At 66.4% G+C, this 21,261-nt stretch carries 22 protein-coding genes; 15 read left to right on the forward strand and 7 right to left on the reverse strand.

Annotation, left to right across the window (positions count from 1 at the left end):
• The first annotated feature begins 6 nt into the window (after positions 1-6).
• A complete protein-coding gene (locus tag D7Y61_RS11405) occupies positions 7-642 on the forward strand; it encodes a glutathione S-transferase family protein (protein WP_180866334.1) in 636 nt (211 codons plus the stop codon).
• Positions 643-887: 245 nt separating this feature from the next.
• Here the strand turns inward: D7Y61_RS11405 and arsC are convergent, their stop codons facing one another.
• The 3 genes from arsC to D7Y61_RS11420 form a co-directional block, all read right to left on the reverse strand.
• The gene (arsC, locus tag D7Y61_RS11410; RefSeq protein WP_180866335.1) at positions 888-1,229 is read right to left on the reverse strand and encodes an arsenate reductase (glutaredoxin); all 342 of its coding nucleotides are present in this window, start codon (positions 1,227-1,229) and stop codon (positions 888-890) included.
• Positions 1,229-2,383 carry a phospholipase A gene (locus D7Y61_RS11415; protein WP_180866336.1) on the reverse strand — a complete coding sequence of 385 codons (1,155 nt, stop codon included), beginning with the start codon at positions 2,381-2,383 and terminating at the stop codon, positions 1,229-1,231. Before D7Y61_RS11415 ends, arsC begins: the two co-directional genes overlap by 1 nt.
• Before the next feature lie 119 nt (positions 2,384-2,502).
• Positions 2,503-2,988: a DUF456 domain-containing protein gene (locus D7Y61_RS11420; RefSeq protein WP_180866337.1), complete on the reverse strand. Its 486-nt coding sequence runs from the start codon at positions 2,986-2,988 to the stop codon at positions 2,503-2,505.
• 236 nt (positions 2,989-3,224) lie between these two features.
• Here D7Y61_RS11420 and D7Y61_RS11425 point away from each other — a divergent pair, with 236 nt between their 5' ends.
• Positions 3,225-3,434 carry a cold-shock protein gene (locus D7Y61_RS11425; RefSeq protein ID WP_005410290.1) on the forward strand — a complete coding sequence of 70 codons (210 nt, stop codon included), beginning with the start codon at positions 3,225-3,227 and terminating at the stop codon, positions 3,432-3,434.
• Between the two features lie 73 nt (positions 3,435-3,507).
• Here D7Y61_RS11425 and D7Y61_RS11430 read toward each other — a convergent pair whose 3' ends face one another.
• Positions 3,508-4,002 (reverse strand): glycine zipper 2TM domain-containing protein, encoded by a 495-nt coding sequence (locus D7Y61_RS11430; protein WP_005410289.1) that lies wholly within the window; start codon positions 4,000-4,002, stop codon positions 3,508-3,510.
• 136 nt (positions 4,003-4,138) lie between these two features.
• Positions 4,139-4,573, reverse strand: a complete 435-nt coding sequence (locus D7Y61_RS11435) for a cytochrome c (RefSeq protein WP_180866338.1) — start codon at positions 4,571-4,573, stop codon at positions 4,139-4,141.
• Positions 4,574-4,653: 80 nt separating this feature from the next.
• Here D7Y61_RS11435 and D7Y61_RS11440 point away from each other — a divergent pair, with 80 nt between their 5' ends.
• Positions 4,654-5,481 (forward strand): tRNA threonylcarbamoyladenosine dehydratase, encoded by an 828-nt coding sequence (locus tag D7Y61_RS11440; protein ID WP_180866339.1) that lies wholly within the window; start codon positions 4,654-4,656, stop codon positions 5,479-5,481.
• A gap of 162 nt (positions 5,482-5,643) precedes the next feature.
• Here D7Y61_RS11440 and D7Y61_RS11445 read toward each other — a convergent pair whose 3' ends face one another.
• Both D7Y61_RS11445 and D7Y61_RS11450 read right to left on the reverse strand, forming a co-directional pair.
• Positions 5,644-6,417 (reverse strand): TatD family hydrolase, encoded by a 774-nt coding sequence (locus D7Y61_RS11445; protein WP_180866340.1) that lies wholly within the window; start codon positions 6,415-6,417, stop codon positions 5,644-5,646.
• Complete coding sequence (locus D7Y61_RS11450) at positions 6,414-6,629, reverse strand: DUF6116 family protein (protein ID WP_107230912.1); 216 nt, start codon at positions 6,627-6,629, stop codon at positions 6,414-6,416. The genes D7Y61_RS11445 and D7Y61_RS11450 overlap by 4 nt, the downstream gene beginning before the upstream one ends.
• Before the next feature lie 163 nt (positions 6,630-6,792).
• Here D7Y61_RS11450 and D7Y61_RS11455 point away from each other — a divergent pair, with 163 nt between their 5' ends.
• The 12 genes from D7Y61_RS11455 to D7Y61_RS11510 all read left to right on the forward strand — a co-directional run bounded on the left by D7Y61_RS11455 (position 6,793) and on the right by D7Y61_RS11510 (position 20,907).
• On the forward strand, positions 6,793-7,635 hold the full coding sequence (locus D7Y61_RS11455; protein ID WP_180866341.1) for a glycine zipper 2TM domain-containing protein: 843 nt from the start codon (positions 6,793-6,795) through the stop codon (positions 7,633-7,635).
• A gap of 125 nt (positions 7,636-7,760) precedes the next feature.
• The gene (locus D7Y61_RS11460; RefSeq protein WP_180866342.1) at positions 7,761-8,309 is read left to right on the forward strand and encodes a GNAT family N-acetyltransferase; all 549 of its coding nucleotides are present in this window, start codon (positions 7,761-7,763) and stop codon (positions 8,307-8,309) included.
• A 155-nt stretch (positions 8,310-8,464) separates the two neighbouring features.
• Complete coding sequence (locus tag D7Y61_RS11465; RefSeq protein WP_180866343.1) at positions 8,465-9,121, forward strand: glutathione S-transferase family protein; 657 nt, start codon at positions 8,465-8,467, stop codon at positions 9,119-9,121.
• A gap of 62 nt (positions 9,122-9,183) precedes the next feature.
• Entirely contained in the window at positions 9,184-11,463 is a 2,280-nt protein-coding gene (locus D7Y61_RS11470) for a thiamine pyrophosphate-dependent enzyme (protein ID WP_180866344.1), read from the forward strand.
• 3 nt (positions 11,464-11,466) lie between these two features.
• A complete protein-coding gene (asnB, locus tag D7Y61_RS11475) occupies positions 11,467-13,410 on the forward strand; it encodes an asparagine synthase (glutamine-hydrolyzing) (protein ID WP_180866345.1) in 1,944 nt (647 codons plus the stop codon).
• A 66-nt stretch (positions 13,411-13,476) separates the two neighbouring features.
• A complete protein-coding gene (locus D7Y61_RS11480; RefSeq protein ID WP_180866346.1) occupies positions 13,477-14,037 on the forward strand; it encodes an NADPH-dependent FMN reductase in 561 nt (186 codons plus the stop codon).
• A 213-nt stretch (positions 14,038-14,250) separates the two neighbouring features.
• Positions 14,251-15,681 (forward strand): replicative DNA helicase, encoded by a 1,431-nt coding sequence (locus D7Y61_RS11485; RefSeq protein WP_099552507.1) that lies wholly within the window; start codon positions 14,251-14,253, stop codon positions 15,679-15,681.
• A gap of 78 nt (positions 15,682-15,759) precedes the next feature.
• The gene (locus D7Y61_RS11490) at positions 15,760-16,248 is read left to right on the forward strand and encodes a hypothetical protein (protein WP_180866347.1); all 489 of its coding nucleotides are present in this window, start codon (positions 15,760-15,762) and stop codon (positions 16,246-16,248) included.
• Positions 16,249-16,448: 200 nt separating this feature from the next.
• A complete protein-coding gene (locus tag D7Y61_RS11495) occupies positions 16,449-18,692 on the forward strand; it encodes a TonB-dependent receptor family protein (protein ID WP_180866348.1) in 2,244 nt (747 codons plus the stop codon).
• Complete coding sequence (locus D7Y61_RS11500) at positions 18,692-20,281, forward strand: alkaline phosphatase D family protein (protein ID WP_180866349.1); 1,590 nt, start codon at positions 18,692-18,694, stop codon at positions 20,279-20,281. The genes D7Y61_RS11495 and D7Y61_RS11500 overlap by 1 nt, the downstream gene beginning before the upstream one ends.
• Positions 20,282-20,449: 168 nt before the next feature.
• Complete coding sequence (locus D7Y61_RS11505; protein WP_010486834.1) at positions 20,450-20,662, forward strand: hypothetical protein; 213 nt, start codon at positions 20,450-20,452, stop codon at positions 20,660-20,662.
• Positions 20,659-20,907 carry a hypothetical protein gene (locus tag D7Y61_RS11510; protein WP_180866350.1) on the forward strand — a complete coding sequence of 83 codons (249 nt, stop codon included), beginning with the start codon at positions 20,659-20,661 and terminating at the stop codon, positions 20,905-20,907. The genes D7Y61_RS11505 and D7Y61_RS11510 overlap by 4 nt, the downstream gene beginning before the upstream one ends.
• Positions 20,908-21,261 lie beyond the last annotated feature (354 nt).

The following is a 21,261-nucleotide window of genomic DNA, read 5'->3' on the forward strand; positions in this document are numbered from 1 at the left end:
TTCCGCATGAGCACTACGCTGTATGGTTCGACCAGTACTGCCGCCCTGGTCGTGCACTGGCTGTTGATCGAGCTGGGCATCGAGCATGAACTGGTGCTGCTGGATTTCGACACGCGCGAGCACAAGTCGGCGGAGTACCTGGCGCTGAATCCCGCCGGGCTGGTGCCGACGCTGATGATCGATGGCATGGTATTGACCGAGGCGGCGGCCATCGCGCTGTATCTGGCCGACCGTCACCCGGAAGCTGGGCTGCTGCCGGAGGTGGGTACAGCCGAGCGCGCCGATGGCTACCGCTGGATGTTCTGGTGCGCCAATACGCTGCAGCCGGCCTACCGTGCCTGGTTTTATCCGCATGAAATGGCGGGCGAGGCGAACATCGACGCGAGCCGCGAAATGGCGCGGCAGCGCCTTGAGGCGGCCTGGCAGCATGTCGCCACGCACCTGCAGGCACATGGGCCCTATCTGATGGGGACCACGCCCTGCGTGGTCGACTACATGCTGGTGATGCTGATGCGCTGGTCGCGCAACATGCCGAAGCCCAGCGACGCCTGGCCGGAGCTCAAGGCACATGCCACGTCGATGAAGGCGCGTCCGGCGTTCGCCGAGGTGTACCGCCGCGAAGGCATCACTGATTGGCTGTAAACCAGCCGTGGAGGCAGCAGGGACCCCGTCTGGGTAGAGTCGACTGTCAGTCGAATATCGCGCGCAGCGCGGGCCTTTCCGCGGACGAATCTGAAGGATTGGCGGAGAGTCGACTAACAGTCGACTCTACCAACAGTCGACTCTACCAACAGTCGACTCTACCAACAGTCGACTCTACCGGCAGTTCACTCAACCGGCAGTCCACTCCACCAACGGGTTTCGCTGCCCCGCGGTGGCGGTGCGGGTTACAGGATCTCCAGCACCGTTTCCGGTGGCCGACACAGGCGTGCGCCCTTGGCCGTGCGCACCACGGGGCGGTTGATCAACCGCGGGTGCTCGGCCATTGCGGCCAGCAGGGTGGCCTCGTCGGCACCGCCCAGGCCCAGTTCGGCGAATGCCACTTCCTTGCTGCGTACCAGGTCGCGTGCGCTCAATCCTGATTCGGCCAGCACCTGGCGCAACGCGGCCACGTCCGGCGGGTTGACCAGATACTCGAACACCACTGGATCGAAGCCCGCATCGCGGATCAGCTTCAATGCACCACGCGAGTTGCTGCAGGCCGGGTTGTGCCAGATCGTCACCACCATCAGAACCACTCCAGCAGGGACACGCCCACGCCCACGTAGGTGGCCTTGTGGTTGTAGTCGATCAGGCTTTCGCCGTAGCCGTCGAAGACCTGCACGTGGCCGCGCAGCAGGTTGCTGATCGGGAAGCCGTAGTCCAGCTGCAGAGCGCCGTGCGAACGGCTGCCGGTGCGCAGCGAATGGCGTGCCATCAGCGAGACTTCATGGCCATTGCGGTTCCAGGTGAGGGTCGCGTCACCGCGGCCCATGTAATCCTCGATGTCCGGGTTGTTGTCGTCGCTGCGGCTCTCGGGAATGCGGTACCAGGGACGCAGTACCAGCGCCCAGTTCTCGCGGTCCAGGCCGATGTTGAGCATCACCCGGTTCCAGCTGCGCGACAGCGGGTCGGCGCGGCCGTTGGACTGGTGGTTCAGCGCGATGCCGGTCATGCGCCCGCGCCAGCCACCGATCGAATAGCCATTGCGGAACACCATCATCACTTCCGGCTCGTAGTTGGTTTCGCGGAACGGGCGCGAGTCGGCGCTGTTGTAGGCCTGCCAGCGCGAACTCTGGGTGTAGCCGGCCCAGATGTCGCCGTTGTCGCCGAACAGGTTCTCGGCAATCTTGGTCTTGAAGCTGATCTGGAACTTCAGCTCGGCGCTGTCCAGCACCTGCGGCGTGGCGACCGTATTGGCCGGGTTCGGCGAATGCGGCGTGGTGTTGCGATCGCTGGTCCAGAACGCCGGCAACAGGTACACCGGCTTGTAGGCGCGCAGCTGGAACGGGCCGAGCTTGGAGTCTTCGGCCAGCTCCCAGCGGCTGTCCAGCAGCGAGCCACGGCCGGCATTGGCCAGCGCGCTGTCAGGGGCTGCTGGACGGAACAGATCGCTGACCCGCTCGCGCAGTTTCTCTTCGCCCTGGCTCACGCGTGCAGTCTGGCGTTCTTCGCGACGGGCCTGCGCGGCCGCCTCGGCCGCAGCGTCCGCCTCGGCGGTGGCCTGTGGGGTACGCCCGAACTGGCGGTCATAACAGGCCAGGCGGGCGGCGTCGGTGGTAATTGCCGCACATGCGGCCGGCGAGGCTTCGGCGCTGGGCGCAAACTCCTGTGCGGCCAACGGCGCACTGGCCAGGGCCAGTGCAAGCGGTGCGAGGCGGGGAAGCAGCGGAGACAGGGTCATTGCAGCAGGCCCTTCGGTGAATACGGGAATCGCACAGTGTGGCGGCTGTACCGGATCACGGCCAGCCCCCACGGTTTATGCACGGCCACCGCGTGCGCGCGGCGTGAAGAAAGTGCCGCTCACAGGAACCAAGCGAAGGCAAACAGTCCCAGCATCGCGATCACCACGGCCAGCTTCAGTGCCAGGCCGAGCAGGATGCCGAGCCATGTGGCCAGGCCGACCTTGGTCGAGCGCCCCAGTTCGCGTGTGTGCCAGTACTCGCCGAGCAGGGCGCCCAGCAGTGGGCCTGCAAACAATCCGATCGGCATGAAGAACAGGCCGACGATGCTGCCGGCAAAGGTTCCCCAGAGTGCTTTGCGGCTGGCGCCCACCCGTTGTGCTCCCACCACGGTGGCCAGCACGTCCACCAGCAACGAGAGCAGGGTCAATGCCCCCAGCGCAACCAGGGTCGGCCAGCCGACGTGAGCGAAGCCGTCGGCCCAGGCCGCCAGCAACAGTCCGATGAATACCAGCGGGATGCCGGGCAGGGCCGGCAGGATGATGCCCGCAATGCCGACGAGGACAAAAATGACCGCTAGCAGATATAAGATGAATGAGAGTCCCATGCTGTCCCGTATGGTGGCCGTTTTGGGGTTGACAGTGAAAGATTTTGCCAGTTGCTTTTTCGTTTTGGGCGGGTTAAGTTGCAGTCGCTGAGCTTGGCAAGGTCACCGTGGATCGTGGCCTGATGAAGCAAGATCTTCCCGATCCGCTGCATCGATGCACCTCGCTTCCCCCTTGCTTGTCAGCCGCCCACCAGGCGTTTCCTACAACAAGAGAGAGTCACCAGGGAGTTAGTGAGATGTCTGATCGCGAGACCGGTACCGTCAAGTGGTTCAACGATGCAAAGGGCTTCGGCTTCATCAGCCGTGAAAACGGCGAAGACGTGTTCGTGCACTTCCGTGCCATCCAGACCCAGGGCTTCAAGAGCCTGAAGGAAGGCCAGAAGGTCACCTTCACCGTCGTGCAGGGCCAGAAGGGCCTGCAGGCCGACGCCGTGCAGCCGACCTGATCGCGCTGCAAGCCGTCACATGAAAAAGGCCCGCGCAAGCGGGCCTTTTTCTTTGCCGTCGGCCCGGTGCAGATCAGCGCAGGATGACCTTGCCGTTGACTACGCGCACGTAGGTGTTTTCGCGGATGCCGCCCAGGTCGCGCTGATTGACCACGATGGTGCGGCCATCATCCATGCGCACGCTGATGTCGTAGGTATCACTGGTGACGTTCTTCTGGATCTGGTTGCCCGCCAGCGCGCCACCGACCGCGCCTGCGGCGGCGGCGATGTTCTTGTTGCCACGGCTGCCGCCGGTGTGATCGGAGATCTCATGGCCGGCCACGGCACCGACGATGCCGCCGAGGATGGCGCCGGTCGCGCTGGGCGCGGTGCGGCCCGACGGCACGGTGTTGATGCGGGTGACGATGCCACAGTCGGCGCAGCGACCCTGGTTGTAACCACCGTTGTTGCCGTAGCCGCCATTGTTGTAGCCGTTGTTGTAACCACCGCCACCATAGCCGGGCGAGGTGGCACAGCCTGCCAGGGCGAGGGTAGCGATGGCGCTGGCGGCGATGAGCTGGATCTTCATGGGGCGTCTCCTGGCCGTGAAGGCGGGTGCGTTGGGTGGTGCTGCGTCATGCAGCAGGGTGGAGGAATCGTCCCCTTTTGAACGTGAACAAGGCGCCAACCACACCGACATTGTCCGGCTGCAGGATGAATGCGCCTCAGCGGAAGTCCTGGTGGCAGGCACGGCAGTCGGCCTGCAGGGTTTCAACCACCTTGGCCAGTGCGGTGCAGTCACTGGGCGGCGCAGCCAGCGCGGCGTTGAGGTTGCCGCGCAGCTGGCTGGCGTGCTGCTGGAACCGGCCGTTGTCCTTCAGCCCGGGAAAGGCCAGGTCGAGGTCGTTGGAAAGAAGGCGCAGGGCCTGCAGCCGCGGCACGCTGTCGGCGAGGCTGCAGCGGTTCTGCTGCTGGGCCTGCAGCAGCAGCTGCGATTGCCGCTGCATCACCTGCATCAGGCTGTCCGGGAACGGGTCGCGGCGGGCCTGCAGGGCGCGGCCGACCATGACCGTGGCAACCAGGCCGATCAGCAGGCCCAGGCACAGCACGAACAGGTAGCGATGGGCAGTGGACGGGCGGCGAGGCGGGCTGGCGCTCATGGCGGGCTCTCCGGGCGTGCAACGGTGGGTTCGATGCCGGCGCGCTGTAGGCGCTGGCGCCTGCACGTTAAAATAGCCGGATGAACGAACAGGTCAAACAACGCTTCGCCGGCATCGAACGGCTGTATGGTGTAGGCGCGCTCGAGCGCCTGCAGGGCAGCCGCGTGGCGGTAGTGGGTATGGGCGGAGTCGGCTCGTGGGTGGTGGAAGCACTGGCGCGCTCGGCGGTCGGCCACCTGACCCTGATCGATGCCGATGACATCTGCGTGTCCAACACCAACCGGCAGCTGCCGGCGATGGAAGGCAACTACGGCCGCAACAAGGCCGAGGCGATGGCCGAGCGCTGCCGCGCGATCAACCCGGACATCGGGGTCGATGCCGTGCAGGCGTTCCTGACCGTGTCCAACATGGCCGAGCTGCTGGACCGTGGGTTCGACCTGGTGATCGATGCCTGCGACAGCTTCCGGGTCAAGGTCGAGACGATCGCCTGGTGCCGTCGCCGCAAGCTGCCGCTGCTGACTGTGGGGGCTGCCGGTGGTCGCACCGATCCGACCCTGGTGCGCATCCGCGATGTCTCGCGCACCGAGCACGACGCCATGCTGGCGCTGATCCGCAAGAAGCTGCGCAGCGAGTTCAATTTCCCGAAGAATGCCAAGCGCTATTTTGGCGTACCGGCGGTGTACTCGCTGGAAAACGTGAAGTATCCGCAGGCCGATGGCAGCGTCTGCGGCATCCGTCCGAACCTGGGTGCGGATGCGGCACTGAAACTGGACTGCGGCGCAGGCCTCGGTGCGGCAACGCACATCACTGGCGCGTTCGCGTTCGCTGCGGTGGGCAAGGCGCTTGAGATGCTGCTGGAGCCGAAGAAGGCGAAAACTGAGGTGACCGAGGCCTACGCCGACGCATGACGGTGGTGCCAGCCGATCGGGGTTGCCGGCCMGCGGCCGGCACTACCGCCCAATCGTCGGCGACTCAGTCGTTCCGTGGCTGCCGCCGGTAGTGCCGGCCGCTGGCCCGCATCGGGTCCACCGCAGTGGCTGCAGCATGCCGACCAAGGTCGGCACCCACCGTTACATTGCCGGCAGCGCGAACAACCGCCGCGCATTCTCCGTTGTGGCCTGCGCCACCGCCTCCAGTTCCACCCCACGCAGCGCTGCCACGTGCCGGGCAATGGTCGCCAGCCGCGCTGGTTCGTTTCGCTGGCCGCGGATGCCGGCGTCGGGCTGGTCCGGCGCATCGGTTTCCAGCAGCAGCTGTTCCAGCGGCATCTCCCGCACCAGCCGCTGCAGTCGTTGCGCGCGCTCGTAGGTCAACGGGCCGCCCAGGCCGAGCAGGAAGCCCTGCCGGTGCAGCTGTGCGGCCTGTTCCGGGCTGCCGGAAAAGCTGTGCACCACACCGCGCAGGCCGCCGACGCGACGGATCGCGGCGATCACCGCATCCACCGCGCGGCGCGCGTGAACGATCACCGGCAGGTCGAATTCACGGGCCAGTTTGAGCTGGCCGATGAAGTAGGCCTGCTGGGTGTCCGCATCGAGTCCCTCGACGAAGAAGTCCAGCCCGCACTCGCCGATCGCACAGGGGCGCTCGCGCTCGATCCATGCGCGCAACAGCGGCAGATGCTCGGGCCGATGCGCCGCCAGAAACATCGGATGCAGGCCATAGGCCGGGTACAGCCCCGGCGCCTGTGTGCAGACCTCGCGCAGCTTCGGCCAGCTTGCGGCGGTGACTGCCGGCACCACCTGGACATGGACGCCGGCCGCCTGCGCGCGCGCGATCACGGCCGCGCGGTCAGGGTCGAACTCACTGGCATCGAGGTGGCAATGGCTGTCGACCAGCACGCTCAACGCTGTTCCAGGGGCGGCGGCGTCGCGGTGTTGCGGCTTTTCCAGTTGGCCAGCAGCAGGGTACCGAAGCCCAGCACCAGCTCGTCGACGAACGGGATCGGGTCAGGGATGAACAGGGTCAGCACGAACAGGCCGGCGGTCAGCTTGAACAGGGTGGGGTAGCGCAGCCGGCGGGCCCATTGCAGTACCGGCAGCAGCATCGGGTTGGCCATGGCCAGGATCCTCGTGGGGAATATGCAAACGCTACCACGGGCCCAGCATTTCCCGATGCTGAATGGGTTACGGAAATGAGCAGGAAATGTGGAGATTCCGTTCAGGCAGCGCATGCTGCAATCTGGTCCGAGAACGTTGCGGATGGTCCGCAAGGAGCAGGTCATGAAAAGCACAACTACAACTGTCCTGGTCGCAGCGGGCGCGCTGCTGGTCGGTGGCATCGCCACCGCTGCCTTCATGAAGAGCGGCGGTTCGTCGCCCGATTCCATCAGCGCCGGAACCCCGAATGGTGAATCGCGTCTGGTCGATGGCAATGCCACCGACGATGGCGTGCGTGGTGACACGCTCGACCCGTCGGCACCGCGTGGGCTGGAATATGCCGATGTGCTGAAGGTCGACCCGATCACCGAGAAGCAGAAGGCCTACGCCACCGTGATCGGCACCGATGCCGTGCGTGAAACGTCCACGACCCAGACGCCGCATGAAGTCTGTCAGGACGTAACAGTGCAGGAGCGCCTGCCGGAGCGTGACGGCAACGTTGGCGGCACCGTGGTCGGCGCGGTGGTCGGTGGCCTGCTCGGCAACCAGGTGGGCGGTGGCAATGGCAAGAAGGCCGCGACCGCTGCCGGCGCCGTGGCCGGTGGCCTGATCGGCAACCAGATCGACAAGCGCCATGTGGGTGGCCGCGTGGTCAACCGTACCGAGCGCCAGTGCCATACCGAGACCGCCACTTCCGAATCGAGCCGTGTCACCGGCTACAACGTGACCTACCGCAACGAGGATGGCACCACCGGCACCATGCGCATGGCCAGCAAGCCGGGCAACCGCATCGCCATGGGCACCAACGATGTGGTGAAGGGTTACAACGTGACCTACCGCTACGACGGCGCCGAGAAGACCGTGCGCATGGATAGCAAGCCGGCCAGTGATCGTCTGCCGGTGGTTGACGGCCAGCTGGTCACGCAGACCGCCGCCGCCGGCGCCACTGCCGCCACGCGCCAGTAATCCAGGCGGCCCCTGCGGTACCTGACGGGTCGGCACATGCCGGCCCGTTTCGTTGTGCGCGCCGGCATTCATCCCTGTGGCGAGGGAATCCACCATCATGGTGGCCCCTTCGACATGGAGTCGGCATGAGCATCTTCGACCTGCGCCTGGAAACCGAGCGGCTGATCCTGCGCCCGCTGCTGCGCGAGGACTACGAACCCTACCTGGCGTTCTGTGCCGACGAGGAAACGATGCGCACCCTGGGCGGGGTACAGCCGCCATCGGTGGCCTGGCGCGGTTTCTGCAGCCTGGCCGGTGCCTGGCAGCTGTTCGGCTTCTCGATGTTCAGCGTGATCGAGAAATCCAGTGGCGACTGGATCGGGCGGATGGGCCCCTGGCAGCCGCAGGACTGGCCGGGCACCGAAGTCGGCTGGGGGATCCGTCATGCCAGCTGGGGCCGGGGCTATGCACCGGAAGCAGCGGTCGCCGCCATCGACTGGGCCTTCGATACGCTGGGCTGGGACGAGGTGATCCATACCATCGCCGAGAACAACGAGAACTCGAGGGCCGTGGCGCGCAAGCTCGGCAGCACGCTGCTGCGCATGGGTGAGCTGCCGCCGCCCTACAACGACAAGCCGATGCAGATCTGGGGCCAATCGCGCGAGCAGTGGCGCCAGCGCCGTTCACCGTTGTAGAGCCGAGCCCATGCTCGGCTGTTGTCCGCCAAATGCAGCCGAGCATGGGCTCGGCTCTACGGATTGTCGGCATGCTGCACCCGCGCTTGGCATTCCCTGGTGCACTTGCCAGACTGCATGCAGCCGGCCGTCGGCCGGACGTGATGGAGCAGACAATGGTGGAAGCGCGCGTCCCGCTGACGGTGCATGGCATGTCGGTCTCGGGCAACTGCCACAAAGTTCGCCTGCTGCTGGAGCAGCTCGGCAGCCGCTACCGCTGGGTGGAGGTGGACAGTGCCCACGGCCAGACCCGTACTCCCGAGTTCCTGGCGCTCAACCCGAATGCCAAGGTGCCGCTGATCGTGCGCGACGACGGCCGTGTGCTGACCGAATCCAACGCGATCCTGTTCTGGCTGGCCGAAGGCACGCCGTACCTGCCCAGCGATGGCTGGGAACGCGCGCAGGCATTGAGCTGGATGTTCTTCGAGCAGTACACGCATGAGCCGTGCGTGGCGGTGGCGCGCTTCATCCGCGGCTGGACCGCGCTCGATTCCCCGCGTCGCACTGAACTGCCACGCCTGCACGAGCGTGCCGTCACCGCACTGGCGGTGATGGAGCAGCACCTGCGCCAGGCACCGTGGTTCACCGGCGGCGGGTACGGCATCGCCGACATCGCCCTGTTCGCCTATACCGATGTGGCGGGCGAGGGCGGCATCAGCCTGGAGCCGTTCCCGGAGGTTCGCGCCTGGCTGCAGCGTGTGCGCGAGCAGCCGCGCTTCCTGCCGATGCCTGCAGTGACCGCCGAGGTGCGCGCACGCTTCGAGGCTGCATGATTCCCACAGGGTAGCGCCGGGCCGGGCCCGGCGGAACGCAACAACGACACGGAGGGTGTTCGATGTTCGCTGTGGTTCCAGATCCGATTCCCGCACGCATGCGCGTGCTCAACCGCGCCGATGTGTGCGACGTAAACTTTCTCGAGGCGGTGCGTGCCTGGCGTGGGACGCCGCGTCCGCGGCCCGCGCTGGATGCGCCGATCCTGCCGGGCAGTACGCTCGCCGCTGCGGCGTTCGGTGAACTGTTCGATTCGCAGCTGGCCAGCCGCCAGCTCGACCTGATGGCGCGCGTACTGCGCGTGCAGAACAAGGTCTTCTACACCATTGGTTCGTCCGGCCATGAAGGCAACGCGCTGCTGGCGCGGGCTTGCCGTCATACCGATCCGGCCTTCCTGCACTATCGCTCCGGTGCCTTCATGGCCGAGCGTTCGCGGCAGGTGCCGGGCATCGACCCGCTGCGCGATGCCGCCCTCTCGTTCGCCGCCAGTGCCGAGGATCCGGCCAGTGGCGGCCGCCACAAGGTGTGGGGCAGCAAGCCGTTGTGGGTGCTGCCACAGACCTCGACGATCGCTTCGCACCTGCCGAAAGCGCTGGGCACCGCGTTGGCCATCGAGAGCGGCAAGCGGCTGGGGCAGGCGCTGCCGGTTCCGGCCGACAGCATTGTGCTGTGTTCGTTTGGTGATGCCTCGGCCAACCATGCGACCGCACAGACCGCCTTCAATACCGCGATGTGGTCGGCCTACCAGAAGCTGCCGGCGCCGATCCTGTTCGTCTGTGAGGACAACGGCCTCGGCATTTCCGTGAAAACGCCCGATGGCTGGATTGCCGAGCGCTTCAGCCGGCAACCGGGGCTGGACTATTTCTTTGCCGATGGACTGGACCTGGCCAAAGGCCACGCGCAGGTGCAGGCCGCGGTGGAGCACTGCCGACGAACCCGGCGGCCGACCTTCCTGCATCTGCGCACCACGCGCCTGATGGGCCATGCCGGCACCGACTTTGAAGTGGAATGGCGCGCGCTGCCGGAGCTGTGTGCAGCCGAAGCGAGCGACCCCCTGCTGCGCTCGGCGCAGATCGCGCTGGAGTCCGGCTGGATGGATGCTGCGGCCATCGAGGCCGCCTACGAGACGATGCGCGCGCGCTGCATGGCCGCGGCCGCCGATGCCGAAGGCAGTGCGAAGCTGCAGTCGCTGCAGGAGGTAATGGCGCCATTGGCGCCGTACACACCCGCAGCAGTGCAGGTTGAAGCGCAGCGCGAGGTTGCTGCCGAAGCACGCGAGTCACTCTATGGTGGTGCCGAGGCATTGCCCGAGCGACAGGCGCCGCGGCATCTTGCGATCCAGATCAACCATGGCCTGCAGGAACTGCTGGCCAAGTATCCGCAGAGCCTGTTGTTCGGCGAGGACGTCGCGCAGAAGGGGGGGGTCTACACCGTCACCAAGGATCTGCTGCGCCGCTTCGGGCCGCGCCGGGTGTTCAACACCCTGCTGGACGAGACCATGATCCTGGGCATGGCGCAGGGCTTGGCCAACATGGGCATGCTGCCGATTCCGGAAGTCCAGTACCTGGCCTACCTGCACAACGCCATCGACCAACTGCGTGGTGAAGCCTGTTCGCTGCAGTTCTTCTCCAACGACCAGTACCGCAACCCGATGCTGGTGCGGGTGGCCGGGCTGGGGTACCAGAGGGGCTTCGGTGGTCACTTCCACAACGACAATTCGATCACGGCGCTGCGCGACATTCCCGGCCTGGTGGTCGGTTGCCCGTCGCGCGGCGATGATGCGGTGATGATGCTGCGCACGCTGGCGGCGCTGGCCCGCGTGGATGGACGTGTGGCGGTGTTCCTGGAGCCGATCGCGCTGTACATGAGCAAGGACCTGCATGAGACGGGCGATGGCCAGTGGCTGTTCGACTACCCGGCCCAGGGCCGGGTGCTGGTGCCGGGCGAAGGCCGTGTGTACGCGTCGGAGGCCGGCGACCTGGTGGTCTACACCTATGGCAATGGCGTGCCGATGGCGCTGCGTGCGGCGCGGGCCATCGAGCAGCAGCTGGGCTGGCAGGTGCGGGTGGTCGACCTGCGCTGGCTGGTACCGCTGGATGCCGGCTTCATCGCTGGCCAGGCCGCCAGTGCCCGCCGCGTGCTGATACTGGACGAAGGCCGCCACAGCGGTGGCGTGGGCGAGGGGGTGATCACCGCCCTGGTCGAGGCCGGTTTCGGCCATCTGCCGCTGCGTCGGGTCTGCGGTGCCGATACCTATACCCCGCTGGCGGGGGCAGCAATGTTCGGGCTTCCAAGCGACAATGCAGTAATTGGCGCCGCCCTTGAACTGGCGCAGGAACCTTGATGCATGTGTGGATTGGCGGGAATGTTGTTGCCGGCGCCGGTGGTGTCGGCCGAGGTGCTGCAGGCACAGGTGCTGGCCATGGGCGAGGCGCTGCACCACCGTGGGCCGGATGATGGTGGCAGCTGGGTCGAGGCCGGGGCTGGCATCGCGCTGGCGCACCGTCGGCTGAGCATCCTCGACCTGTCGCCGCTGGGCCACCAGCCGATGGCCTCGTCCGATGGTCGCTACGTGATGGCCTATAACGGCGAGGTCTACAACTTCGCCGCGCTGCGTGCCGATCTGGAGCCGTTGGGGCATGCCTTTCGTGGCCACTCCGACACCGAAGTGCTGCTGGCAGCAGTCCTGCAATGGGGCATGGAAGACACCCTGCAGCGCTGCAACGGCATGTTCGCCATCGCGTTGTGGGACCGCCAGGAACAGTGCCTGTGGCTGGCACGCGACCGCGTCGGCAAGAAACCGCTGTACTACGGTTGGGCCGGTGACACGCTGGTGTTCGGTTCCGAACTGAAGGCGCTGTGGCAGCACCCGGCCTTCGACAACGATATCGACCGCGACGCACTGACCCTGTTGCTGCGGTTGGACTACATTCCGGCCCCGCACAGCATCCACCAGCGCTGCTACAAGCTGATGCCGGGCCGCGTGCTGCGCCTGGACGCGGAAGCCGTAGCGGCAGGTGCCGCCGCACACCGCCCGGAGCAGGCGCAGCGCCCGTTCTGGGATGCCCGCGCACGCATGCAGGCCGCGCTGGCTACGCCGTTCCAGGGGCGCATCGAGGAAGCCGAGGAGCAGCTGGATGGGCTGCTGCGCGACGCAGTGGCGTTGCGCATGGTGGCCGACGTGCCGGTGGGCGTGTTCCTGTCCGGCGGCACCGATTCGTCGCTGGTGGCCGCGCTGATGCAGGCGCAGAGCGGGCAGCCGGTGCGCAGTTTCAGCATCGGATTCACCGGTTCGGGCCACGACGAGGCGCCGCTGGCCAGGGAGCTGGCTGCGCATCTGGGCTGTGACCACACCGAGCTCTACGTCAGCGGTGCGGATGCACTGGCAGTCGTGCCGCAGCTGCCTGCAATGTTCGACGAACCTTTCGCCGATGCCTCGCAGGTGCCGACCGCGCTGGTCGCGCGCCTGGCGCGGCAGGGCGTGACCGTGGCGTTGTCGGGTGACGGCGGTGATGAGCTGTTCTTCGGCTATACCCGCTACGTGCGCGCGCTGCGCAACTGGCAGATGCTGGGCCGCGTGCCGGGCCCCCTGCGGCGATGGATGGGGGCGCGCTCGCAGCAGCAGGGCGAAGCCTCGCGGACCGGTGGCCTGGCCGCGCTGCTGGCCGAGTCCGGCGCGCGTGGCATCGGTGACGTGTACCGCAACCGTATCTCGCGCTGGCGCGACCCAGCGGCGGCAGTGCCGGGCGCGCAGGCTGCCGGCAGCTTCTACGACCTGGCCGATCCATTGCACGGTGCAGGCACGCCGGCCGACGCGATGATGCTGGCCGATTACGTGACCTACCTTCCGGATGACCTGCTGTGCAAGGTCGACCGCACCTCGATGGCGGTCAGCCTGGAGGCACGCGCACCGCTGCTGGACTGGCGTGTGGCCGAGTTTGCCTGGTCGCTGCCGCTGGGCTTCAAGCGCAGCGAAACCACCAGCAAGGTGCTGCTCAAGCGCGTTCTTGGCCGCTACGTGCCGCAGTCGATGGTGCACCGGCCCAAGCGCGGTTTCGGTGCGCCGGTCAGCGATTGGCTGAAGGGCGATCTACGGCCGTGGGCCGAAGATCTGCTGCAGCCGGCACGGCTGGAACGCGAGGGTGTGCTGTCGGCGGCGGCGGTACAGCCGTTGTGGCAGCAGTTCCTGGGCGGCCAGCGCAAGTGGCACACCCATCTGTGGAACGTGCTGATGTTCCAGGCCTGGCGGGCCCATTGGCGGCAGGTGCGGGCCGGCGTAACCGGCGGCTGATCTTCACCGGGCGGCACGGGCCCCGCGTCTAGGCTGGGCCTCCCGCACCGTGAGGAGTATGTCCTGATGTCTGTCCCCACCATCGCCGTGTTCGTCGGCAGCCTGCGCAAGGATTCCTGCAACCGCAAGCTGGCCCATGCGCTGGAGAAGATTGCTGGTGACCGCGCGCGCTTCCAGTACGTGCAGATCGGCGATCTGCCGCTGTACGACCAGGATTTCGACGGCCACTATCCGGCGCAGGGCACCCGGCTGAAGGATCAGGTGCGTGCCGCCGACGCGGTGCTGTTCGTGACCCCCGAATACAACCGATCGGTGCCGGGCGTACTGAAGAACGCCATCGACATCGGCTCGCGCCCCTATGGTGACAGCGCGTTCGGCGGCAAGCCGGCGGCGGTGACCGGCGCCTCCATCGGCCAGATCGGCACCGCCGTGGCACAGCAGCACCTGCGCAACAGTCTGGCCTTCCTGGACATGCACGTGCTCGGCCAGCCCGAGGCGTTCATCCACTTCAAGGACGGCCTGATCGATGCCGACGGCACGATCCACAACGAGGGCACGCAGAAATTCCTGCAGGGCTATGTAGACCGCTTCCTGGCGCTGATTGCGGTGCACGTGAAGGGCGATTGACGGCAGCGGCCGCCGCCCCCATCTGCGATAATGGCCTGCTCGGGCACCGCAACGGCGCCCGTCGCAGGTACTGCGACGCCCTCGCGCCAGCATGGCCAGGCACCGGCGGATATCCCCCGTTTCTCCACGGCTTATCCACAGGCTTGTCCATGGCCGCCGGGGGCGGCGCATGCCTACACTCGTCCGGCCCACTTTTGCAGGAAATACCGCAGCATGTCCGCTCGTCCCGGCTTCCGTTCCAACCGCAGAGAGCGCGGTGATGGCTTCGATCGCGATCGCGACGAATCGCGCATCGACCAGTTGCGCGTGCCGCCGCATTCGGTGGAAGCCGAACAGGCGGTGCTGGGTGGCCTGATGCTGGCGCCGGAGGCCTATGACCGGGTCAACGACCAGCTGACCGAGGGTGATTTCTACCGTCGCGACCATCAGATGATCTACCGCGCGATCCGCGAGCTGTCCGAGCGCGAGCGGCCGTTCGATGCGGTGACCCTGGGCGAGTGGTTCGAATCGCAGGGGAAGCTGGAGCTGGTGGGCGATGGCGCCTATCTGATCGAGTTGGCCAGTACCACGCCGTCGGCGGCCAACATCGTGGCTTATGCCGAGATCGTGCGCGACAAGGCGGTGCTGCGGCAGCTGATCCAGGTCGGCACGGACATCGTCAACGATGGTTTCCAGCCGGAAGGGCGCGACAGCAGCGAACTGCTGGCCTCGGCGGAAAAAAGCGTGTTCGCCATCGCCGAGCAGGGCGCGCGCGGGCGTACCGATTTCGTGGCCATGCCCGGCGCGCTGAAGGACGCTTTCGAGGAGCTGCGCAACCGCTTCGAGAACGGCGGCAACATCACCGGCCTGCCGACCGGCTACAACGACTTCGATGCGATGACCGCCGGCCTGCAGCCGACCGACCTGATCATCCTCGCCGCGCGCCCGGCCATGGGCAAGACCACGTTCGCACTGAACATCGCCGAGTACGCGGCGATCAAGTCGAAGAAGGGCGTGGCGGTGTTCTCGATGGAAATGTCGGCCTCGCAGCTGGCGATGCGCCTGATCTCCTCCAACGGCCGGATCAACGCGCAGCGCCTGCGAACCGGCCAGCTGGAAGACGAGGACTGGAGCCGCGTCACCAGCGCGATCAAGATGCTGAAGGAGACCAAGATCTTCATCGACGATACGCCGGGCGTGTCGCCGGAAGTGCTGCGTTCCAAGTGCCGACGCCTCAAGCGCGAACATGATCTGGGCCTGGTGGTGATCGACTACCTGCAGCTGATGAGCGTGCCGGGCAACAGCGAGAACCGCGCGACCGAGATCTCGGAAATCTCGCGTTCGCTGAAGGGCCTGGCCAAGGAGTTGCATGTGCCGGTGATCGCGCTGTCGCAGCTCAACCGATCGCTGGAAACGCGTACCGACAAGCGCCCGGTGATGGCCGACCTTCGCGAATCGGGCGCAATCGAGCAGGACGCGGACATGATCGTGTTCATCTACCGCGACGATTACTACAACAAGGAAAATTCGCCGGACAAGGGCCTGGCCGAGATCATCATCGGCAAGCACCGTGGTGGCCCGACCGGTTCGTGCAAGCTGAAGTTCTTCGGCGAATACACCCGCTTCGACAACCTGGCCCACGACTCGGTCGGTTCGTTCGAGTGATGCTGGGGCACCGTGGCAGCGCCGGAGGCCGCCGACGCGCGGCCGCGTGTGGCGCGGTGAGCGCACGGAGGTACGCTGATGCAGATGCTCGGTAATCCTGCAACGTTCGCCCTGGAGTTCAGCGTGGACGCCCCCGCACTGGGGTACGGCCGGGCTCGCATGTGGTGCGCCGGCCAGCCCCTGGGGATGTTGAGCGGCGGAGTCTATCTTGACGGCTACGTCCGGGGCTTCCTTCAGGACCTGTTGCGCTTGCCACCCTTGCCCGCGCCGATGCGCGCACTGTCGGCAAGCGAGGCTGATGCGGCGCTTCTGCGCGCGCTGGCGGCGTGGGAGCCTGAATGCGAAGATGCCGATGCCGGCTATGCGCGGGCACAGCGACATCTGCTGGCGTGCGGTGACCTGCTCGACGAGTGGGAGGTGCTTGGCTGGCTCGACAGCCCTGGGCAGATCCTGATTGGCTGGCGGCCACCGGGTACCCGGTCACGCCGATGGGCCGCCGTTTCCGCGGAGGCTGTGGCGGCGGTGGAGATTGCCTTGCGTGATCAGCTCGTGGGCACCAACGGCTAGCATCGCCGTTGTCTGCACGCGGGCGGATTCCCCAGTGTGGGGCCTGCCAGTGCGCGCCTCACGGCCAGCGCGCGCATCGAAAGGGCGAACGTCCGCATGTGGCGTGTAAATGACATGTAACGCGACGCTTCTACGATTCCGCCGCTGCTGCCCTTCGACGCCGCCTTTCGGCGTCCAGCGTGCCCAAGGAATCCGCCCCCATGCCGTCCCACGCTCCGCTCCGCCGCAATCTGCTGGCCCTGCTGGTCTGTGCTTCGCTGCCGTCGCTTGCCGCCGCTGAAACCGTCCCCGCCACCGACGCCCAGTCGGCCACCACGCTCGATTCGATCTCGGTGATCGGCCGGGGCGAAGCCCGGCAGGTGCAGCGCGTGACCGCCGAGGACATGAAGGTGCTCCCGCCCGGCGCCAACCCGCTGAAGCTGCTGGCGACCAAGCCGGGCGTGCATTTCGAATCGTCCGATGCCACCGGCGCCTACGAATGGTCCACCACCATCAGCCTGCGTGGCTTCAACCAGAACCGCCTGGGCTACACGCTCGATGGCATTCCGCTGGGCAACATGGCCTACGGCAACAGCAATGGCCTGCACATCAGCCGCGCGGTGATCAGCGAGAACCTCGGTGGTGCCGAAGTCTCCACCGGCATCGGTGCGCTGGGTACGCCGTCCACCAGCAACCTCGGCGGTGTGTTCCAGTTCTATTCGATCGATCCGTCCACCGAGTATGGCGTGGTGCTGGCACAGAGCTTCGGCAGCGACAGTGCGCGCCGAAGCTATGCGCGCCTGGAGACCGGCGAGCACCAGGGCTTTGCTGCCTACCTGTCCGGCGTGTATTCCGAAGGCGACAAGTGGAAGGGCAAGGGCTCGCAGGAACTGAAGCAGGTCAACGGCAAGGCCACCTACAACTTCGGTACGGACAGCAGGATCACTGCGCTGTTCAACGCCTCGCGCCGCGTCGAGGCCGACTACCAGGACCTGTCGCTGGAGATGATCGATCGCCTCGGCTGGGACTGGGACAACTACGCCCCGGACTGGGATCGCGCGGTCGCCGCCGCACGCGGAAAATTCAGCGGCGGCGTCAACAGCCCGTGGGACGCGTATTACTCCGGTCACGGCCTGCGCAATGACGACCTGTCCAGCATTGCCGGCGATTTCGGCCTGAACGAGTCGATGCGCCTGAAGGTCAACGTCTACAACCACAGCAACCGTGGCCAGGGCCACTGGTTCAGCCCGTCCAATCCATCCAACCCGGGCACCAGCCGCGAGATCCCGATCTCGATACGCACCACCGAGTATGCGATCGACCGCACGGGCGTGACCTCGGCGTTCACCTGGAGCGTGGCGGGCCACGAACTGGAAGCGGGCCTGTGGTACGAAGACAACGGCCACAGCGTGCAGCGCAATTTCTACTACATCGACGGCCCGATCACCGACGATTTCTTCCTGCGCAATCCCGACCAGCGCGTGTGGCACCAGCGCTACACCACCATTACCCGCCAGTTCTACGTGCAGGACCGCTTCCGCCTGTTCGATGACCGCCTGACCATCGACATCGGTGCAAAGTCGCCGAATACCCGCACCAGCGTGCGCACGCCGCTGGGCAGCTACGCCAACAACAGCAGCCTGACCTCGAAGAAGGCCTTCCTGCCGCAGGCCGGCTTCAACTTCAAGCTCAACGAAGGCAACGAGATCTTCGGCTCGTTCGCCAGGAACATCGCCGCCTATGCGCTGGGCGTGGGCAGCCCGTTCAACGTACCGCAGGCCGCATTCGATGCCAGCGCGAAGACCCTGAAGCCGGAACAGTCGCGCACCATCGAGCTGGGCTGGCGCGGCTACGGCCAGGGCTATGAAGCCTCGGTGGCGGTGTACGACGTGAAGTTCGACAACCGCCTGCTGGCCATCGCGCAGTGCGTGGGCATCCTTGGTTGCCCGGCGCTGTTCTCCAACGTCGGTTCGGTGACCAGCCGCGGTGCCGAGGCGACCCTGCAGCTGAAGCCGATGCAGGACCTGACCTGGTCCAACGCGCTGTCGTGGAATGACAGCACCTACGACAACGACTACGTGAACAACGGCGTGGTGCCGACCCGCGGCAAGAAGACCGTCGACACTCCGGAATGGATGTTCGCCAGCAGCCTGGCCTGGACGCCGGGCCCGTGGAACCTGCGCCTGGCCGCCAACCATGTCGGCAAGCGTTACGTGACCTATACCAACGACGTGTCGGTGCCCAGCTACTGGCTGCTCAACGCTTCGGTGGCCTATGACTTCGGCAAGCTCGGCCCGGCACAGAACCTGACCGTGGCGCTGAACCTGACCAACCTGACCGACAAGCGTTACCTGTCCTCGATCAACACCAACGGCACCTACGCCGCCGACCCGACCCGAAGCCTGGCGACCATGCAGGTCGGTGCGCCGCGGCAGGTGATGGCCACCGCCACCGTGCACTTCTGATGCGCGGGCCTGTTGATCCGGAGAGCCGCCGTCGCCTGTTGCGCATGGCGTGGAAGGGCACGGGGGCAGCGATCGCACTGGCGGCGATGCCGGGGCTGGCCACGGCTGGCCCACGCCCGCGGCTGGGACGTGATCCGTTCACCCTGGGTGTCGCTGCCGGCGATCCGGATCCGCAGGGGGCGGTGCTGTGGACGCGGCTGGCGCCGGACCCGCTCAACGGTGGCGGCATGCCGTCGCGGGCGGTGCCGGTGCGCTGGTTCGTGGCCGAAGACCCGGGCATGCGCCGGCTGGTGCAGCGTGGCGTCGCCGCGGCGGTGCCCGAGCTGGCGCACTCGGTACATGTGGAGGTCAACGGCCTGCGTCCGGGGCGAGACTACTACTATCGCTTCGCCTGCGATGGTGATGAGGAAAGCGCGGTCGGCCATTTCCGCACCGCACCGTTGCTGGACACGCAGCTGCAGCAGCTGCGGCTGGCGCTGTGCACCTGCCAGGCCTGGAACAGCGGCTACTACCCGGTGCTGCGTGACATCGCGCAGAGTGACGTCGACCTGGTGCTGCATGCCGGTGACTACCTGTACGAGTACAGCCCGCTGCAGAACGCACGCGGCCAGACGTTGGATGCCGCGCGTTTCGGCGGCGAGACCGTCAGCCTGGAGCGCTATCGCGACCAGTATGCGCTGTACAAGCTCGATGCCGATCTGCAGGCCGCGCATGCCGCACACGCGTTCGCGGTGATCTGGGATGACCACGAAGTGCAGAACGATTACTCCGGCATCCATCCGGAGAAGCCCGGCGTCTCGACGGAGGACTTCATCGTGCGTCGCGCGGCGGCCTACCGCGCGTTCTACGAGCACCTGCCGATGCGCAGCACGCCTGCGGGCAATGGTGGCCTGCGCGTGCATCGGCGCCTGCGTTACGGCGATCTGGCTCAGCTGACCCTGCTCGACTGCCGCCAGTTCCGCCCCGCTAATCCGTGCGGGGTGGGCGAGTCGCCGCGCTGCGAGGCGGCCCTGGACCCGCGCATGAGCATGCTGGGCGTGGGCCAGGAAGCCTGGTTCGCACAGTCGATGGCCGCCGCACGCGGCACGCGCTGGAACGTGGTGGTGCAGCAGCTGCTGATGGCGCAGCTGCGGCTGGACGGCGGCTCGCCACGCGAACGCTTCTGGAACGATGCCTGGGATGGCTATCCGGCAGCCCGCACCCGCCTGCTGCAGGCGATGCAGGCGGGCGGGCAGGGCAATGCCATCGTGCTGGGCGGCGACTGGCATTCCACCTTCGTCAACGACCTGAAGCTGGATTTCGACACGGCCGAAGCCCCGGTGCTGGCCACCGAGTTCATTGCGCCGGCGATCAGCAGTGGCGGCGACGATACGCCCTATGGCCCGTACTACGGTCCGTCGATTCCGCAGAACCCGCATATCCGCTATTTCGATGGTGATCGCCGAGGCTGGTGGAAGCTGCAGCTGAACCGGCAGACCGTGGACGCCGAGCTGCGTTTCGCCGACAGCGTGCTGCGCGCCGATGCGCCGGTACGCACGGCCGCCCGCTTCCAGGTGACCCATGGCCGCCCGGGCGCACTGCCGGTGTGAATCCGTTCGGTAGTGCCGGCCGCTGGCCGGCAACCTCCTGAATCTCCGGTTTCCCCACCACCGGTTTCATCGCCCCCAGCCCGGTTTCGTCGCAAACCGTTTGCGGGCAGCGAGGGCGGGGCGCCATGGTGTCCACAGGCGGCAGGGTGCCGCCCCAAGGAGACCGTGATGAAGACCCTGTTCGCACTCGGTGTGTGGTGCCTGCTGTTCGTGCTGTGCTGGCCGCTGGCGATTCTCGCCCTGATCGCCTGGCCGTTCGTGTGGCTGCTGAGCCTGCCATTCCGCCTGGTCGGCATCACCTTCTCGGCGCTGTTTGCGTTCCTGCGCGCGCTGTTCATGCTGCCGGCACGGTTGCTCGGTGGCCGAGCGGTGGCTGCATGAGGACGGTGCTGCTGGTGGGGCTGGTCCTGCTTGCGGGGCCGGTACTGGCCACACCTCCAGCGCCGCCCTCGGTGTGGCTGGAACGCCAGCAGACTGCTGCGGCTGACGAGGCGAACGCTGCAGCGGTCTCTGTGCAGAAAGCCAAGGAGCGCTGCAGGGTCACGAAGGAATGGAAGGTTGGCGAGACGGTTGTGCAGCACCGGGTCTGTGAGGATCCACCAAAGAAGCCGGCTGGAAAGGTGTAGCGCCGAGCCTGTGCTCGGCTCCACACCGGCGCAGGTAACAAAAGAGGCCTGTGTTAAGTCCCTGGTACGACATGGCGGCGCTTGGAACTATTTTTTAGACAAACAGTTAGCACCGACGGCGCGCTCTTTCGCATCGGCGCTAGATTCGCCTAGGAGCCAAATAGGAGCCACGGTGAGGCATCGGCTTCGCGCTAGGTCGGGCCAAATCTGTGTGGTTCTCCAAGGTCCGCGACGAACGTACCCCATCGTTCAATGCTTCAATAGAGTTGATATCGTATGATTTGATGAACGGCGAGGAGGCGTTGCGGGCCGCCGTCGATGACGTGACCAAATAGATGGACATCCAGCGGACGC

It is taken from the genome of Stenotrophomonas maltophilia (assembly GCF_013464485.1).
GTDB lineage: Bacteria > Pseudomonadota > Gammaproteobacteria > Xanthomonadales > Xanthomonadaceae > Stenotrophomonas > Stenotrophomonas maltophilia_AW.

Coding starts and splice junctions, on each gene's coding strand:
- D7Y61_RS11465 (WP_180866343.1), top strand. CDS start 8,465: ATGGTGGAAGCGCGCGTCCCGCTGACGGTGCATGGCATGTCGGTCTCG.
- D7Y61_RS11505 (WP_010486834.1), top strand. CDS start 20,450: ATGAAGACCCTGTTCGCACTCGGTGTGTGGTGCCTGCTGTTCGTGCTG.
- D7Y61_RS11450 (WP_107230912.1), bottom strand. CDS start 6,629: ATGGCCAACCCGATGCTGCTGCCGGTACTGCAATGGGCCCGCCGGCTG.
- D7Y61_RS11495 (WP_180866348.1), top strand. CDS start 16,449: ATGCCGTCCCACGCTCCGCTCCGCCGCAATCTGCTGGCCCTGCTGGTC.
- D7Y61_RS11440 (WP_180866339.1), top strand. CDS start 4,654: ATGAACGAACAGGTCAAACAACGCTTCGCCGGCATCGAACGGCTGTAT.
- D7Y61_RS11460 (WP_180866342.1), top strand. CDS start 7,761: ATGAGCATCTTCGACCTGCGCCTGGAAACCGAGCGGCTGATCCTGCGC.
- asnB (WP_180866345.1), top strand. CDS start 11,467: ATGTGTGGATTGGCGGGAATGTTGTTGCCGGCGCCGGTGGTGTCGGCC.
- D7Y61_RS11435 (WP_180866338.1), bottom strand. CDS start 4,573: ATGAGCGCCAGCCCGCCTCGCCGCCCGTCCACTGCCCATCGCTACCTG.
- D7Y61_RS11425 (WP_005410290.1), top strand. CDS start 3,225: ATGTCTGATCGCGAGACCGGTACCGTCAAGTGGTTCAACGATGCAAAG.
- D7Y61_RS11500 (WP_180866349.1), top strand. CDS start 18,692: ATGCGCGGGCCTGTTGATCCGGAGAGCCGCCGTCGCCTGTTGCGCATG.
- D7Y61_RS11415 (WP_180866336.1), bottom strand. CDS start 2,383: ATGACCCTGTCTCCGCTGCTTCCCCGCCTCGCACCGCTTGCACTGGCC.
- D7Y61_RS11510 (WP_180866350.1), top strand. CDS start 20,659: ATGAGGACGGTGCTGCTGGTGGGGCTGGTCCTGCTTGCGGGGCCGGTA.
- D7Y61_RS11485 (WP_099552507.1), top strand. CDS start 14,251: ATGTCCGCTCGTCCCGGCTTCCGTTCCAACCGCAGAGAGCGCGGTGAT.
- D7Y61_RS11455 (WP_180866341.1), top strand. CDS start 6,793: ATGAAAAGCACAACTACAACTGTCCTGGTCGCAGCGGGCGCGCTGCTG.
- D7Y61_RS11490 (WP_180866347.1), top strand. CDS start 15,760: ATGCAGATGCTCGGTAATCCTGCAACGTTCGCCCTGGAGTTCAGCGTG.
- D7Y61_RS11470 (WP_180866344.1), top strand. CDS start 9,184: ATGTTCGCTGTGGTTCCAGATCCGATTCCCGCACGCATGCGCGTGCTC.
- D7Y61_RS11405 (WP_180866334.1), top strand. CDS start 7: ATGAGCACTACGCTGTATGGTTCGACCAGTACTGCCGCCCTGGTCGTG.
- D7Y61_RS11480 (WP_180866346.1), top strand. CDS start 13,477: ATGTCTGTCCCCACCATCGCCGTGTTCGTCGGCAGCCTGCGCAAGGAT.
- D7Y61_RS11430 (WP_005410289.1), bottom strand. CDS start 4,002: ATGAAGATCCAGCTCATCGCCGCCAGCGCCATCGCTACCCTCGCCCTG.
- arsC (WP_180866335.1), bottom strand. CDS start 1,229: ATGGTGGTGACGATCTGGCACAACCCGGCCTGCAGCAACTCGCGTGGT.
- D7Y61_RS11420 (WP_180866337.1), bottom strand. CDS start 2,988: ATGGGACTCTCATTCATCTTATATCTGCTAGCGGTCATTTTTGTCCTC.